This is a genomic window from Methanosarcina spelaei, assembly GCF_002287235.1.
GTDB classification, from domain to species: domain Archaea; phylum Halobacteriota; class Methanosarcinia; order Methanosarcinales; family Methanosarcinaceae; genus Methanosarcina; species Methanosarcina spelaei.
This window is the reverse complement of sequence record NZ_LMVP01000017.1, coordinates 1-16,119: the sequence shown is the minus strand read 5'-3', so window position 1 is coordinate 16,119 and position 16,119 is coordinate 1. Positions and strand designations below refer to the sequence as shown.

10 protein-coding genes and 2 pseudogenes are annotated in these 16,119 nt (G+C 37.2%); 5 read left to right on the top strand and 7 right to left on the bottom strand.

The window, feature by feature from the left end; translation table 11 throughout:
* A partial coding sequence (locus tag ASJ81_RS01755) for an IS66 family transposase (RefSeq protein WP_170943143.1) occupies window positions 1–359 on the top strand: 359 nt, incomplete at its 5' end.
* 31 nt (window positions 360–390) lie between these two features.
* Here ASJ81_RS01755 and ASJ81_RS01750 read toward each other — a convergent pair.
* A pseudogene (locus tag ASJ81_RS01750) lies at window positions 391–681 on the bottom strand (transposase); the annotation flags it as partial.
* A 302-nt stretch (window positions 682–983) separates the two neighbouring features.
* Here ASJ81_RS01750 and ASJ81_RS01745 point away from each other — a divergent pair.
* A complete protein-coding gene (locus ASJ81_RS01745; protein WP_095642972.1) occupies window positions 984–1,646 on the top strand; it encodes an ABC transporter ATP-binding protein in 663 nt (220 codons plus the stop codon).
* Here the strand turns inward: ASJ81_RS01745 and ASJ81_RS01740 are convergent.
* The 3 genes from ASJ81_RS01740 to ASJ81_RS01730 form a co-directional block, all read right to left on the bottom strand.
* Window positions 1,643–2,152, bottom strand: a complete 510-nt coding sequence (locus ASJ81_RS01740; RefSeq protein ID WP_245859698.1) for a GNAT family N-acetyltransferase — start codon at window positions 2,150–2,152, stop codon at window positions 1,643–1,645. The genes ASJ81_RS01745 and ASJ81_RS01740 overlap by 4 nt on opposite strands.
* Complete coding sequence (locus tag ASJ81_RS01735; protein ID WP_095642969.1) at window positions 2,142–3,065, bottom strand: ribose 1,5-bisphosphate isomerase; 924 nt, start codon at window positions 3,063–3,065, stop codon at window positions 2,142–2,144. The genes ASJ81_RS01740 and ASJ81_RS01735 overlap by 11 nt, the downstream gene beginning before the upstream one ends.
* A 78-nt stretch (window positions 3,066–3,143) precedes the next feature.
* The gene (locus ASJ81_RS01730; RefSeq protein ID WP_095642968.1) at window positions 3,144–3,935 is read right to left on the bottom strand and encodes a helix-turn-helix transcriptional regulator; all 792 of its coding nucleotides are present in this window, start codon (window positions 3,933–3,935) and stop codon (window positions 3,144–3,146) included.
* 1,197 nt (window positions 3,936–5,132) lie between these two features.
* On the opposite strand from ASJ81_RS01730, the gene ASJ81_RS01725 reads away from it, so the two are divergent.
* Both ASJ81_RS01725 and tsaA read left to right on the top strand, forming a co-directional pair.
* Window positions 5,133–5,717, top strand: coding sequence for an FmdE family protein (locus tag ASJ81_RS01725; protein ID WP_095642967.1), 585 nt, complete (start codon window positions 5,133–5,135; stop codon window positions 5,715–5,717).
* Entirely contained in the window at window positions 5,710–6,159 is a 450-nt protein-coding gene (gene tsaA / locus ASJ81_RS01720) for a tRNA (N6-threonylcarbamoyladenosine(37)-N6)-methyltransferase TrmO (protein ID WP_095642966.1), read from the top strand. The genes ASJ81_RS01725 and tsaA overlap by 8 nt, the downstream gene beginning before the upstream one ends.
* A 139-nt stretch (window positions 6,160–6,298) precedes the next feature.
* Here the strand turns inward: tsaA and ASJ81_RS24745 are convergent.
* Window positions 6,299–6,663: pseudogene (locus ASJ81_RS24745) on the bottom strand (transposase); the annotation flags it as partial.
* Window positions 6,664–7,264: 601 nt separating this feature from the next.
* On the opposite strand from ASJ81_RS24745, the gene ASJ81_RS01710 reads away from it, so the two are divergent.
* Entirely contained in the window at window positions 7,265–8,059 is a 795-nt protein-coding gene (locus ASJ81_RS01710) for a class I SAM-dependent methyltransferase (RefSeq protein ID WP_095642964.1), read from the top strand.
* Between the two features lie 459 nt (window positions 8,060–8,518).
* Here the strand turns inward: ASJ81_RS01710 and ASJ81_RS01705 are convergent, their stop codons facing one another.
* The gene (locus tag ASJ81_RS01705; protein ID WP_095642963.1) at window positions 8,519–12,832 is read right to left on the bottom strand and encodes a cobaltochelatase subunit CobN; all 4,314 of its coding nucleotides are present in this window, start codon (window positions 12,830–12,832) and stop codon (window positions 8,519–8,521) included.
* A gap of 1,686 nt (window positions 12,833–14,518) precedes the next feature.
* Window positions 14,519–15,313: a DUF1638 domain-containing protein gene (locus ASJ81_RS01695; RefSeq protein ID WP_095642961.1), complete on the bottom strand. Its 795-nt coding sequence runs from the start codon at window positions 15,311–15,313 to the stop codon at window positions 14,519–14,521.
* Between the last annotated feature and the right edge of the window lie 806 nt (window positions 15,314–16,119).

Sequence of the window (16,119 nt, the reverse complement as noted above, 5' to 3'; positions counted from 1 at the left end):
ACAAGTTTGATCAGTTGTTTTCTACCAAAACAGGATATGAAAAGCTGGATGAAAGAATCGCTAAGACGAAAGAGAACAAAGAATACCTGTTAAAGGTGCTGAGTTTGCCAGAGATTCCGCTGCATAACAATGCAGCGGAACTGGCAGCAAGAGCAAAGGTCAGAAAAAGAGATGTCAGCCTTCAAACTATAACAGAGGAAGGAACAAAGGCAAACGACACATTTATGACGATTGTTCAGACAGCAAAGAAACTGGATGTAAGTGCATATCAGTACATATGTGATAGAGTCAGCAGTATATTTGAGATGCCATCTTTAGCTCAACTAATCAGAGAAAAAAGCTCAATAAGCAGAAATTGAGAGCTTTCCACTCAATTTGAAGAGGATACGATTCTACCTCTAAAACATCGGCAATGGCTTCAATGCTCATACCTTTCATAGACATTTTTAAAGCTAAATCAATAGTTTTCTCAGCTTTCCGAAGATTATGATAAAAAGTGTCTGTGTGGTCGTTGAAGACTTTACCGCAATGGCGGCAAAGATATCTTCTTGTTTTTTCTCCACGACTTATGTAAGTTCCATTTCCAACAACATTGCCTTGGTTAGTAAGACCATAGAGTTTGCATTCTTTGTTCGGACAGAAAACGTCAATGAACCGTGGTTTTGGACCTCGTTCTCCCATAGTATAAATATACGATTTTCAAATATATAATATCAATTAGATACAAATTGACCATCAATGATTATATAATCTGATTAATTCACTTAATTTACAGAAAATAAAAGGGAAGGGCATTAAACATTAAATTTATCGTCTAAAGACCATAAACTCGTTAACAGCCAACATCGTTCTTAAAATGAGTCCTATGGAGGCTTTGAAGCATGCCTGAAGCAGGGATTGAAGAAAGAGGGTTTGAAGTCTCGAATAAGCCGGGTATAGAAGAGAATAAGCTCAATTTTCGAAATGAAGAACAGAAAGTCATAATGCAGGTTGAAAACCTTTCCAAAACCTATTTTCAAGGCAAGATTCCTGTCCCTGCTCTTCGCTGCGCCTGTATAACCGTAAGAAAAGGTGAACTTCTTGCGATAATGGGACCCTCAGGTTCCGGAAAATCAACTCTTCTCGCCCTTATAGGTACACTTGAAAAAGCCACGGACGGAAAAATTATTCTTGACGGGACAGACCTTACTTCTGTGCCTGAAAAATTGCTTCCACGCGTGAGGAGGGAAAAAATAGGCTTTATTTTCCAGCACTATAACCTTATCCCTACACTTTCTGCGCTTGAAAATGTGGAGCTTTCCATGCGCTTTTCCAGGGTGCCTAAAAAAGAAAGGGAAGAAAGGGCAAAGGCACTGCTTGAAGAACTTGGACTTGGAGACCGGCTTTCCCATAAGCCTTCGGAATTATCTGGAGGCGAACAGCAGAGAGTCTCTATTGCCAGGGCACTTGCAAATAAGCCTGCTGTTATCCTGGCTGACGAACCTACAGGTGAGGTGGACAGTAAAACCAGAGACTCAATTGTACGAGTTTTTAAAGAATTGAGTGAAAAAGGGCAGACAATTCTTGTTGTGACGCACGACCCTGAAGTCGCAAGGGAGTGTTCGAGGGTGCTCCAGATTAAGGATGGAACAATTAAGGATCATTAAGCGTTCGAAACTTGTCCTAAAATTATTTTTCTTATATGGAAGCCATAATGATTATAAAAATCGATTACGCTTTCGTTTCCATCTCCTATGGCGATTATTTTTGATTTTACCTTATTTTTATCCAGCCACTCCAGGGATCTTTCCATCAATTGGCTTCCAATCCCTTGTTTGCGATATTCTTTTTCCACATACAGTGAGTCTATTTCCCCTATCATTTCTTTGTTAATTGTGCTAATGCAGTATCCAATATATTGCCCTGTGACTTTGTCTTTTACTAAGTTAACTTTCATACCAACTTTTGAATCATCTGTTAATTCGTTAACTCTATCTTGAAATCTTTTATTCGCATAATTATCTGCAAAATATTTCGATTTATTTTGATGATAATCTTTAAGTCTCTCCCACATAGGTTGTATTAAATACAATACCTCTTGTGAACCTTCTATATACTCAACATTAATCATGTTTTTTCCTTCTTGTTGACCCTCATACACCCTAGATTTCACCAAGCTCCCATCCAAGATGCTCTTTTATAACGGTATAAGCCATTGCAGGCGGGATGATTCCAATATCGGTTACGATCATATCTATATATTCGGCAGGAGTGAAGTCAAAAGCCGGATTTCTTACCTGCACGTGAGAAAGCTCTGAAATAACTGCCAGGTCCACGATTTCATCTACAGCTCTTTCTTCGATTTCTATAGGGTTTCCGACAATCGTGCTCGGGCTAAACTTGAAGGTTTCGGCTGCGACCATAAAGCTTTTTCTGGCCTCATGGGCGGCAAGCGCAAGCTGTGAGGTTCCGATCTTGTTTACCAGCGCACCGTTAGCTGCTATAGCATCAGCTCCGACAATAACTTTATCCACGTCTTTCATGTAGTAGCGCACCGCAGAATCTACAATCAGGGTTGTGGGAATTCCAAAATCATTAAGGTGACGGATTGTCAATAAGCCCTGACACCTCGGGCGGCTTTCGGTAGAAATTACGGAGATATCCTTTCCGTTTTCAAAAGCTTTGGTGATGATAGAAAGAGCAGCATGGGAATTGCAATGGGTCATAATAACGTCCCCGTCCTGGATTCTTCTTGACCCGATTTTTCCTATTTTTTCCAGAGCCTTGTCCGCTCTCTCTATAAAGAGGTTTGCGTTTTCAATGATCTCCTGCCTTGCTTCCTCCACGTTTGCTGAAGAATATTTTGATGAGAGTTTTACGGCATTTGGGAGGGAAACGGCTGTTGGGCGAGTACTTATGAGAAAATTCGAGACTTCCCTTATTCTGGCACTGAATTCTTCCATTGAAGCTACGTCCAGTCCTGTTGCATAGTCCCTTACAGCTTCAGCAGCAGCTTTTGCAATCCTGCCTGCTCCCCGGATTTCCATAGTCCGGATTTTTTCTGCGGTTTCCTGAACTTTTTGCATAGTATAAGGGATGACGAGGGTTCAATTTATAATTATCTTCCGGCTGTTACAGGAGCTGACCTTGAAGGAGTTCAGATTTCAGTCCATTTCGGTTATTTTGTCCGAGATCTTTCTATAATAAGCAAAAAGATCTTCTCCCCACTTAATAGCCTGCGAGTCAAAGCACAGGACATCTTCTTTATGGTCGTAGGTCCCGTCCGAAAAAGGCAGGGTAAGGGAAAGGAATATATCAGTAACTGCATAGGCTAGTTCTATTTTTTTATCGTAAACGTAGAAACTGGCGTTCTTAAACTTAAGAAACTCATTCATTTCTGCTCTGTACTCTTTATTCAATCTTTCATAAATCGGACGAGTTACAAGAAGAGAAACATCAACTCCATTTTTTGCAAAAGAAAGGAAAAGAGATGGATAAAGAGGATGAAATATCGAGGCAATACCACTTATTTTTTTTGATTTTATAAGGTTTTCCACAAATTCTCTATGAGGTTCAAAGAGATGTGTCCTGTCAGGAGGTTCGGAAAAGGTGCAGCTAGCCAGTTCTCCTATCCTTTCACGCAAAGGATCGGGTATGGATTCTACTGAGTGGGTTGCCCAATATTCATATTTGCTTTCGAATACATTTAATACATCTATCATTGGTTTCATTCTACTAATTACTGCTATCCCAAGAGGAGCCAGACTATAGGTATCACCTGTCTTTAAAATCAAGGAGTTTTCTCTCAGCTTTTTTAGTTGAGGGAGAATTGCCACCAGACCTACATTCAGGTTTTCTTTAATCTCTGAAATTGTTTTGGGCCCATCTTTCAAAAATAAAAGGAGTTCTTTCCTTTTTTCGGAAAGGAATATCAATTCGAGAAGTGGGCTGTTCATGTTTTTATTGTATATACAGATATTTGATAAATATCTTCCTCATTTTTCAAGTGTTCTTCATTTTTTAAACGTTCTCACTTTTCAATTGTGTATCTCCTGAAAACCTCAATTGTTAAAGGAGCCTGACACTCAAAATCTGACATTCAAAATCTTATGTGAAAATAAATATTTATTCGTCCCTAGTGCTTCAATTCCAAAATCAATTCCAAAACTATTAGTTTTCTAAGAGAAATTAGTATTGTAATCTAGTCTAGTGAAAAGTCGCTAAAGTTTTCAACATATAATTATTATTTATAATATGTACAATATGGAGAAAAAAATTGTATTGAATGTTAAGTTACAAAATATATATATCATGAATTAGTGCCTGTAACCAGACTTCGTATCTATTTTCACCTGAAAATATTATTCTATATACATCATATATAATTATTTAATCAAATAAACAAATATAATCTATTTTTTTACTTTTAAAGCAATTTAATCACTTTTATAATACTCCAACATATTAAAAATATGTCTAATCTTTGAACCAGCTATTAAGTCTCATGGTTGTGATTTTGAGGCGGCTAAATAATTTAATGCGACGCAAATTTCAAAGTCGTATAGGTTATATACCTCTATAACATAAAGAGAAAGTCAACGATTAAGAGTTAAGGGGTTTTTCTCTTAATCGTAGGGGTTGAATCACGCAATTGGGAGCCTATCAGAGGTGGCAAATAAGGCTCCCAATTATAATGGTTATTTCTGGAGTTACGTAGAACAGATTTTACCTAAACAATTTTTCATGATATGCTCTGGATGAGATTGACTACTCTAAATTCATATTATATAAAGTGAGCGGAGTCCTGTTTATAAATCTTAATTAGTGGTCTTAAACCAGAACTTTATTTTTTATCCAGATTTAAATAAATATCAATTATTAGTATCAATTCTTAAACCAGGGTTCAGTGTTTTTGTTATTTCAAGAGTAAAACCTCATAAACAATGTAAAGAGTGAACATTCTTGTTTCTTAAATCTCGAAAGTAAACCTGTTCTTATTACGAGAGATTTTTTCTGTAATATTTATCAATAAAAAATCTATAAATAACACCTAAATAATATGGAATTATTTCATTAAAGTTAATCATTTCTAACATGAAGGTCTAATGTAAAAATTGGTATAATTAGGAGCTAAAAAACCAGGAGTCAAAAACTTGGATTTCAATACTGCAGTACAGTTTCACGGGCACGTCTGTCCAGGACTTTCCATCGGCTACAGGGTAGCAACGCTTGCTGCCAACCGCTTCAAAGACCGCAGCAAAGATGAAGAACTGGTCGTAATTGTAGAAAACAGGTCCTGTGCCGTGGATGCCATTCAGGCAATAAACGGATGCACCTGTGGGAAAGGGAATCTAATTTTCAAGGACCACGGAAAACATGTTTACACGTACTTCAAAAGAGGCGATAACAAAGCTCTTAGGATTTCCCTGAAACCCAATGCTCTCCCCCCTGACGAAAAGCATACTGCACTCTTCGCAAAATTAAGGGCAGGCACTGCAAACCTTGAAGAGGAAAAAGAATTTCAGGCTTCTCATGACGCAAAAAGCCAAAGAATACTGGAAATGCCCGAAGAAGAGCTTTTTTGGGTAAGGGAAGTTGAAGTCGAGCCGCCGGAAAAGGCCATAATTTACCCTACCCTGGTCTGCAGCAAATGCGGGGAAGGTTTCATGGAACCTCTGGGCAGGATTAAAAACGGACAGATGGTTTGCATTCCGTGTTTTGAGGCAGAAGATGAATGAAAATCCTGAGGTTTCCGAAAGAATTGAAATGGTTCCTGTAGGCTACGTTGAAAATGACTATCTTGAGCCGGTATATAACGAAGAAGTGTATAGTAAAGTTTCAAAGATAGTTCTCATGAAGGAGTTTACAGACGGGCTTTACAGAATTGAAGACTTTGAAAAACTGTACATTCTGTTTTACTTCAGCAAATCGAAAGGATACAAGCTCATCCACCGCCGTCGTTATGACGGAGAAGTTTCCGGAGTCTTTGCCAGCCGAAGCCCTTACCGCCCTAACGGGATAGGGCTTACCATTGTAGAGCTGCTTAACGTGGAGGGTAATGTGCTCCATGTAAGAGGGCTTGATGCAATTAATGGAACGCCCGTGCTTGATATTAAACCTTATATAAGAGAGACTGAAGAAGAGGATGAGAAACAACGGACTGAAAAAGAACAGAATTAGTGCTGAAATCAAAATCAAAAAATAAAAGTAAAAATCCCTTTTTAAGAAAAAAGGATAAGAATTAGTCTTTATTTATAATGTGTCTAATTTAATGGCTCATTGAAATAGTACTATCTATAAAGAATGACGAAGAACCGGTTTTATCTACTAATTCTTTGTCCCTCTTTTTTGGAACTTTCTTATGTTTTGCCTTATGAGATGGATGTGATGCACTTGCTAGCTTGATCCAGTAAAAGATTCTTTAACTGCTTTTTGTATTTCGTTATGACCATCAGAAAAATTAACTTCAAGCTTCTTAACCTTCTTTCTTAAGGTCTTTGAGGGGATTTTGCTAGAAAAAGGAATCTTCACTGTTTGCTAATCTTGCTCCAAGAGTCTCACGGTATCCGGTATTCCTGATCCCAGTAACCACAAAAAGAGCTTTATTTTTGTAATGAGGTCCATATTCTATTTTGAGATCAGTAACATCAATAAAAAGGTAAGAATTTTGTGTTTTATTGGCTTTCAGAGAAATTTGCAAACCTTCCATCCAGTTATTTATTATGGCAATAGAGGAGGCTGAAATCCTTTACATCTAGTTTTGGGACAGATTATGACAATCATTTTTTAAACCAACTTTCAAAGATGTTGGTTGAATGACTTTCTTGCTTATGAAAATGTGTAGTATCTATAATATGATATTGGAAAATTGGTTCTAGTGGTTATGAAATGAGGTATTCTATATGTGTGGGTGTGTTTTAGTCAATTAGTTTTAGCCTATTTAGGGTAGTTTGCTTGACAAATGAAGCATATTCGTATTAATAACTCTGCTAAATTGCCATAATATGTAATAACTATTACAGAAATGCTATTGTTTTGAAGATGAAACGAATATCAACTTCAAAATATCGTTATATCATGTAGACTTTACTTTTATCGGTTTTGGAACTTAAAAATTAATAAAAGTCATGTAAAATCGCAGTTAATAGGACCAATTTATACATTATGAGTAGTTTCACGGTCGGTTGATATTGTTTTAACTCTATCTTTGAAAGGTAAATTTAATACAAATGAGAAAAAACTAAAATAGTAAACTTTTTAAATATTATCAAATATACTTTATAATATGTCATCTAAACTATTTATACTACCAAATAAAATCAAATTCTGTGATGAAAAATACCACGGATCTTTTTCTTACACTGATTATAATTACTTAAAACCCGGTTTAGCAACAAAAATAAAAAAAAGACATTTTGAAATCGCATTAAAATTAACTTCAGATTACTTCCATAAAGTTAATGTTATAGATCTAGGATGCGCAGATGGTCCATTTCTTCCATCATTGTCAAAGCATTTTAATACCATTGTTGGGATAGAATACAATCAAAAAGCTATAGATTTTGCAAAAGTAGCAGTAGATAAACAACATTTACATAACGTTTCATTATTTTGTAATAAAAACAAAAAAATAAGTGATATAAAAAAGGAGCTAAGCACACAAATATATTCAATTATTTTCTTAATGGAAGTTATGGAACATGTTGGAAACAATTGGAAGTCCATGTATCAGGATAAATTAATATTCCTAAAAGAAGCGAGTACATTAATCGAATCTAACGGTTTTATTGTAATTTCTGTCCCGAAAATGATCGGATTGAGTTTTCTAATACAAACTGTTGGACAGATGGTTTTTAACCTGGATAATAAGAAACACATCCTTAATATGTCTCTTAAAGATTTCCTTAAATGTGTTTTTTTAAACAACACTGATGGCCTCGAATATCTTTGGGTACCTTTTTACACCCATATGGGTTTTAATCATAAAAAATTTGAGTACTACATCAAAACAGATTTTGAGATAATAAAATCTAAATCTGACTTATTTCAGCAAATATACATAATAAAAAGTAAGTCATAAGTTAATTTATATAAGTATCGTTTAAGCTCTTAATATTAATGTTATGTTTCTTTCTCAATGTACCTCTCTTATACGGCAATGTAATAAAGTTCTGCAAATTATAAATCTCGATACAGGCAACTTTTCGTAGATTCTCTCTTAATTTTTATTATTTTCTTGCTATCGTTTTTTTGAAAACCTCCTTGGTTGCTCAAACATATGTTTTTTAAAATTCTTACTAAGTTTTCGGCTTTTCGCCTTTATTGAGAAACTTCCAGCAGCCATTTTCCTAATTTTCGATTAAGATAATAACTTCAAGTTTTCGAATATGTCTTCAAAAAGAGAACATATTTTCTGTTATCGTTTTTGAAGACATATGCGGAAGTTAGTTAAATTCTCAAGCCACTAACGTTTTAAGATTTATAATTTTTCAGAATTATTTGCATACTCCTCCTTAGGGATTTCATTCAATTTTTCTATTTATTTCTTCCGAATGCCCAGATAAATTCCACCGGCGGCTACCACCACAAAGAGAATTCCGAAGATATCGGAGCCTGAAAATGAGACTCCATTATTCTCAGGTTCTTCGGCAGAATCCTTCTGCATCTCATACCCTTCAACATAATCAGTATCTGCGGATTTCTTAACTTCAGGTTCAGGTTTGGAAGTATCTGTACCATATCCTCCATTTGAATCCTGAGACGTCTGATTGCTGGATGAACTGGTTTTGGGTACTACGGTAGCGTTTCCAGTATCATGATCGTGATGACTACCACTACTACTGCTTTTGGTCTTTTCTGTGGTCTCCAGAGTTTCGGTTTTAGTTGCAGCTTCTATTTGCTCGGAGTAGCCCGGAACAGATACTTGTCCACTTACGAACTCATGAAGCAGGGGATTTCCACAGGTATGGTGACAGCACGAAACTCCATTCTCTGCCACGGATTCTTCATATTCCTTTGCAAGATTTTCGACAATATCCTCTGAAGGTTTCCAGTAGTCGTGCCTGACTGCCTCAAGCATTCTCGCTGTCACAGATTGGTAAGCATTAGGGTTATTCTTCTTGAACCATTCTTTCATAGAAGGATCATTTACATATGTTTCATACACGTCTTGCCAGACAGTATCGTCCACAAGTTCAGGATCACTTACCTCCCAGCCGAAAAGGTTGTTCACAAAATCGGACATCATGCTGCCGCCTGAATATCCGGAGTTCTTCATTCCTTCTATCCATTTGTCATTGAAATATCTGGCTCGCAGATCCTTGCTGAGGTACTCCTGCATTCCCACCATCTGAGCTCTGTCCAGGTCGCTTGTGTCCGAAATATACATCTCCGGAGTCTTGCCGCTAAGATGCCTCGTTGCCAGGTTCATGCCGCCGAAGTACTGGAAAAGGTCATCGTTATCAAGGGAGTCGTAAAGGTTTGAAGAAGACGAATGTACCGATGCTTCAACGCTTTTCAGGTTTCCTTCAAGGAGTTCTCTGCACTGGAAGCCCCAGAAATCTTCTCCGTAAGCGTATCCCATTTTATTCAGGTATACGTTCGCAATAGCTTCTTCATTCTCCCATGTCCCGCTTGCACTGATAGCATCTGAGACTCCTATATCGTAAGTACCGTCCATTACTGCAAAGCAGCGCATGGTAGAGAGCTTTGTTGCAGTCTCGTTGTCATATCCTGCAGCAATCAGAGAGTCATAGAGTGTAAGGGAACTCTGATTAACGTAGTTGGGATAGTTTAGGCCAGGAAGAGAACTTGCAAGTTTCACGGCACTGTCTATCATTTTGATCTTATCCGGAAAAGCATCCCTCATTCCTGCTGTTGAGTAGACAACATCAATACGTGGTCTCCCAGGCTTTGAAGTATCATAATTTGGCAATAGTTCTTCTTCAGGGATAGCTTCAACTCCGGTTACATACCCGTTTTCATCCCAGACAGGTTTTACTCCGAGCAGGTAGAGCACCTCAGCTTCCAGAGTCCCGTGATCCGCAATAAACTCCACCCCGAATCTTGAAAATGAAACTTTTTTAGGATATTCCCCATGTTCTTTATAGTAATCCTCAAGCAACTGAATTGCAAGAGATTTACCTACTTCCCATGTTGCCTCTGAAGGATAAAGCTTCGAGTTTATGCTGTAATAGTTGCACCCTGTAGGTACTGCATCAGGGTTCATAATCGGGTCCAATCCCGAACCTGGTGGGATAAAGCCTCCACTCAGGGCTGAAAGAATTCTGTCAATCTCCACGTCGCAGTTAAGAAGCCTGTCCTTATAATCCAGTCCCTGTTCAAGATCAAGTGTAACTGTACTGTTAGTTTTCCCATAAACTGCAGTTTGCGCCTTGGAAATGCTTGTATTATTGGTTACGACCTCCCAGACAAGTTTGGTAACTTTTGTATCATTCAGTGGAATTCCGAGAGGATAAGCAGATTCAGGATAGAAGGCAGCAGTGACATTTTCCTCAAAGTTTCCTCCAAGCATAGCTCTTACCATTCCGGTAAGTTCGTCACTTTCGGGATCTGTCTTATTTGTCGTAGGAACATGACTGAGAATATGCATACCGTATGGGATATTTTCATTTCCTATATCTTCCAAATACTCATGAAGTGAATTTTTAACAAAATCCCCAAACTCTGTTTCATTATAATTTTGAATAGTAGTTACGTTATCTATTCCCAGATCAACACTTAGATTGAGTGCTATTATTTCGTTTACTATGGCTTTCTGGTATCCTGCTTTTGTCTGAGAAGAAATTCCTGGATCATAATACCCTTCCACATTAGTTGAAAGGTTTTGCAAATCTCCATAAAGTCCACCACGCTCAAGGGTTGGAGTCAGATGGTCAATAATCAGAGCATTACCTCTGTACTCCGCAGTTATTCCTTCTCCCACGTTGGCAACGATGTAAGGATAGATATTCGGAGTATCCTGCAACAGGAGAGGAGACCAGTCTGAAGTCCGGTTCATGCCGTAAGTAGAACCCGGAAGCCACTCGTGCGTACCGTGAGTACCCATATTAATAAGTGCATCAGGCTGGAACTCGTGGTGTAGCCAGAGATAGAAAGCTATGTACTGGTGTGTGGGAGGTACAACGTTGCTATGGTAAAGAGTGTCATTGTTTTGTCCTGTTCCTCTGGCAGGCTGGGGCATGAGCCAGACATTTCCGAAGCGTACCGTAGGAATTACAATATATTTTCCGGTTTCATTTTCATAGATCATAACACTCTTATTTTGAGGCAGGTCTTCGGACCAGGGTTCTCCCCATTCAGAGGTTACATTGGATCTCAGATTTTCCGGAATTTCAGACTCAAACCATTCTTTATAGGTATCCATAGGTATGAGTTGCAGTCCCCACTCAGTTCTGTTTTCGACCATTCCATTCAGAATACCGGGAGCCCAGGAACCTACGTTTATACCCTGTGCCTGAAGCATTTCCATGAGCTTACTGCTGTTTTCCGGAACTCCGGAGACCTCATAGCCACTTTTATTCATTGCATTGAGGAGTTCAAACATGCTCTGGGTGGAATTAAGATAATTTGCTACTATGTTGTCTTTCCCTGAAGGGTAATTGTAATAGATGACAGCGACTTTCTTATCCTCATTATCCTTGAACTTCAGGTTCGCCCAGTTAATTGACCTGTTTGCCATCCAGTCAATTTGGGAGGGAAGAGGTTCATAGTTGCTTTCACCGGTTTCGGAATCGTAATTATCAATTCCGACCACAATATACTCGAAAATTCCATCAATGCTCGGGAGTAGAGTCTTGTATACAACCTCTTCACTGGGGATACCTCTATTGCCGTCAGCTATGTCGGTAGAGTTTGCAGGATTTGTAACAACCAGTCCGGTAAGCACGGGGACATCAAGGTCTTTAAGCTCCTGTACACCTTTATCAGGATCATCATAATTCAAACGGAAGCTTTTAAGAGAAATTACGCACTGGACAAGAGGATCTCCATTTTCGTCAAAGTAAAACTTATGAATATCGTTGAAAGTATCAAAACCTGCAATTACGTTGCAGCCTTTTCCTTCCAGATCGTGGATGAGTGCATCTATGACCTCAAGGTTGTCACCTGTGTAATCCGAAGCATGGAACCATATCCCTATAGTTGGCTTGCTCTTGTCGTAAATATGTCGTGATTCATTTGAGTTAGTTGAGTTAGAGTACCATTCAAGGTAGTCAGTTGTGTTTTCAAACCAGTCGGGTTGAGACTCGTTAGTTGAAGAACGGGCATCCGGATGGTAAATTGCTGCTTCGGGGAATTCTACAGGGTCTTCATAAACCCAGTTTTTCGTAAGCTCAGGTTTATCTCCATATGTTTTTGCTAGGTATGTAATGAAATTTTCAGTGTTTTTCTTCAGGATTCCTCTGGAGCCCATATTGTAGAAGAATTTTTCTTCTGTAGAATTGTATGGTTTGGTCCCGGTAAAAATATGATCATAACTTGAAGTGTTGATATATGTTGTATCTATCGCAGAAGAAATATCTATAAGTGCAGTCCCATTTTCGTGGGCACTTTCTAGATCACCCCCTATATCTTCGAACTGCGACCAGAGCATATAGGAAAATATTACATCCTGGTTTTCAAAGGTGACATTGCTAAAGTCGGAATACCCAGAAATATACGTTACATTCATACTTGCATTGTAGGGATTGGACTGCTCTGCTGCAGCAAGGGCGCTCCCATCATAACAGATAAAAGTAATATTTACATGATTTTCATCAGCCGATACGTTCTGTGCTAGCAGTAAAAGGACCACTGCACATAAAACCAATAACCTACTTTGTGCCGTACGCATCTTATCCCCAGAATAATGTCTCTGAACCTTAGAGCACCCCGGAAGAAAGATAACCGGAATGCTTTGTTCACGTTGATTTTATGTTAAAATTTTGCGAATTTTATAAACTTGCCTGAAACAGTCGTTAAGTTCTAAAAGTGAAATGGATGCTCTCGATTTTACTTGCAGTTCAAGCTAAGAACTTCCAAAAATTAATGGGCAGCCGATTCTGTATTACAGATTTAACATTTGGAGCATTAAGGAATAAAATATATAAAACAAGGTTTTTGGATCACAATTATTAGCTATTTAGGTAAAAAGGTCAATAAATAGCATTTTTGCATTAATACATATTATAGCTCTTCACGGTTTTGCAGAACTCGAGAACAGTTATTCAATTGGAAAATAAGACGATAAAGAACCATCTTTTTTGAATGTTATTTCCCCAAAACGTTTTCAAAACATTATCTTTGTCAGATCAAATTCAAAAAATAACTATAAGTTACCTGCTCGAAATAGTGAAGAGCATTACTCTTTCGTTCATAAATCAATGAAACTCTTTGATGATTATTGAAATACTACAACTGGATAACTTCACAGCAAAGGAAATTGCTTATTTATTTGAAATCAATTACTTATTAAAATTGTTTATTTATTTTCTACTGTTTCCTTCTTTTTATATTCTATTATTTTTATATAATTTAAACCTTCACTTTAACTTGTTTTATCATCTATCTCTTTTATTAACGGCGTCTTAAGACTACGAAATATTTATATATTTAAATGTAATTTTACTATATGCAAATCAAATTTACTTGATTTGTCACCTGAGGTGCCATTTAAACCTCCGTAAATCTGTAGTTTCCCAGGAGTAATTTGCCATTTTATTCCCCTAAAAACTGCAGTCTTCCGGGAGTAATTTGCTATTTAATACTTTTTTAAAACTGCAGTCTTAAGGAGTAGTTTGCCATTTTTATCTCCTTAAAACTGCAGTCTTCCGGGAGTAACTTGCCCTAAAATTTCTATTAAATTTTTTCTCTCTTTTGTTGTATTTTTATGTCAATTTGTTGTATTGTTGTATTTTTATGTCAATTTGTTGTATTTTTATGGTCAGTTCTGTCTTACTTCTATGGTCAATTATCTCAATACCAAAACGATGAATTCGATACTTTAACTTCCGCTATGAGCATGTTTGTTAAAATCAGATGTGGAAACGTTTCTAAACTGATTTCTTTGGTTGCCGGGATTGATCTCTTTTTTCCACTGGCTCGTACTTGCACTTATCAATTATATTAAAATCAGTATCAATTACATTGAGATCAGTACCAATTACATTGAGATCAGTATCAATTACATCGAGATCAGTATCAATTACATCGAGATCAGTATCAATTACATTGAGATCAGTATCAATTACATTGAGATCAGTATCAATTACATCGAGATAAGATCAATGTACTGATTTTGCATAATCTGAAGGTTTACCTGATAATGTCATGTAAGCTAAAAAATAACTACTTTTTAATATTTTGTAGACGTGACTTGCTTCACGAAAAATAGTCCTGTAACTGAAGACGAAGAAACTCTCAGTGCTGGAAGGGTATCAAGAATTATATACAGTTTCTGAATTAAAGCTATTTATCTTGAAATTGACATAACAACGGGAATATTTCAGTAACTTTAGAGCGCTTTTAAGTAAAAACATATTTAGACTTTAAGTGGCCCGCGAAGCATGGTTCGCATCTGGTTATACGATTTTTTCACTATTTCAGTGCTTCCTTCCAGTTCTATGATCTCGAAACCGAAGTTATGTGCAAATTCTTCAATTTTTTTCTCAAAATCAGATTCATAGGATAGTTTCGTGTTAATTCTAGCAACTTTTCGGTAACCGAGTTCTCTCATATATTCAGGAGTGAATTCAAAACCCAGAGGCGGTTTATCGCCAACTCTGAAGACAGTCTTCCAGTTTACAGCCCACATAGGAGTTAAGAAAAAGGTATCACTGTGATTTTTCAGGATTTCCCGATAATTAGAGTTGCCTCCGAGAGCTGCTGCAATGCAGTCCTCAACGGGTTTGATTGATTCGCCTGTGCTCCTGTCCTGAAGTGGCTTTATAGGGCATCCTTTATGAGCAAAATCTCTTTGTATCCTGGAAAATGCTTGTCCGCAGGAGCCGTAAAAAAGTAGAATTCCGTCCACAAGCCTGGACATGAGGTCAACGTTTGTATACGTTTTACTTTTAAGCAGGGCAGGGTCTATATGGAGTCCCATTCCCTGAAGCTGAACAATAATGTTGAACTCATTACTACGTTTCAGGTCTGCTTTTATTTTGTAAAAGGGCAGGACAACCGGTTCAAACCCTTCGGATTCAAGCTTGTATAGAAGGCCGTTGTTTTCTTCGTTTTCTATGATGTAGATCCTGTCTATATCAGGGCCGTTTGCAAGCACATGGGTAATTTCATCCTCAAATACTCTACACCCAACTATACCCAGAGCTGTCATAGTTATAAGTTTGGTCTCCGGCTATTAAATAATATCCTTAACGAAAAAGCTAATAACTCTTAGCAGAAAACAAATATACTTATCTGGTACCGCATTTGCAATGTTTCCTTTTCCGGAAGTACCATGAAGTTCTTCTCAATTCGAAGAGACTTCAAAAAATATAAAATAAACAGAGTTTCCGTAAAAATGGACTATTTGCCCGAAAAAACATGGCTGTCATATTTTGCACCGATTTTCCAAATACAAATTCAAAACATTTTTTTCTTAGCCAGTGGTAGGTTCCACCAGTATAGAATAGTTGATAATGATGTCAATACCAATAGAACTAAAACCGCTATCATTATAAGTTTTTCTTGCATTTTTATCCCCGGATAATCGATAATGAACCACGGAACATCCCAGGTGAAAGAATATTCAGGATGTTTAGCTCACCAGACTATTTCAGTCTAAAAGTTCTGATTTCGGAAATTCTCAAAAACCTACAGGGAAACAGCCATTAAGTTTTAAAAATGAAATCGAAAATTCTAAATCTAGATACTAATTTTAAAACCGGAAATTTCTGAAGCTAATAAATGGCTGATTTTGTAATATGTTTTTAACACTTAGAATAATGGATATAATATATAAAATAAAGTGTTTAGCTCACAATTATTAGCTGTTAGGGTAAAGGAGCCAATCCGATAAAGTTTTCAGATAATAAATTAAAAATTATACTTAAAGTGGAAAAACCAAAATAAACTAACTTTCCTAGAAAACAAACATGATATTCCTTGAATAACATGCACAACTATATGAAAATGCATGCT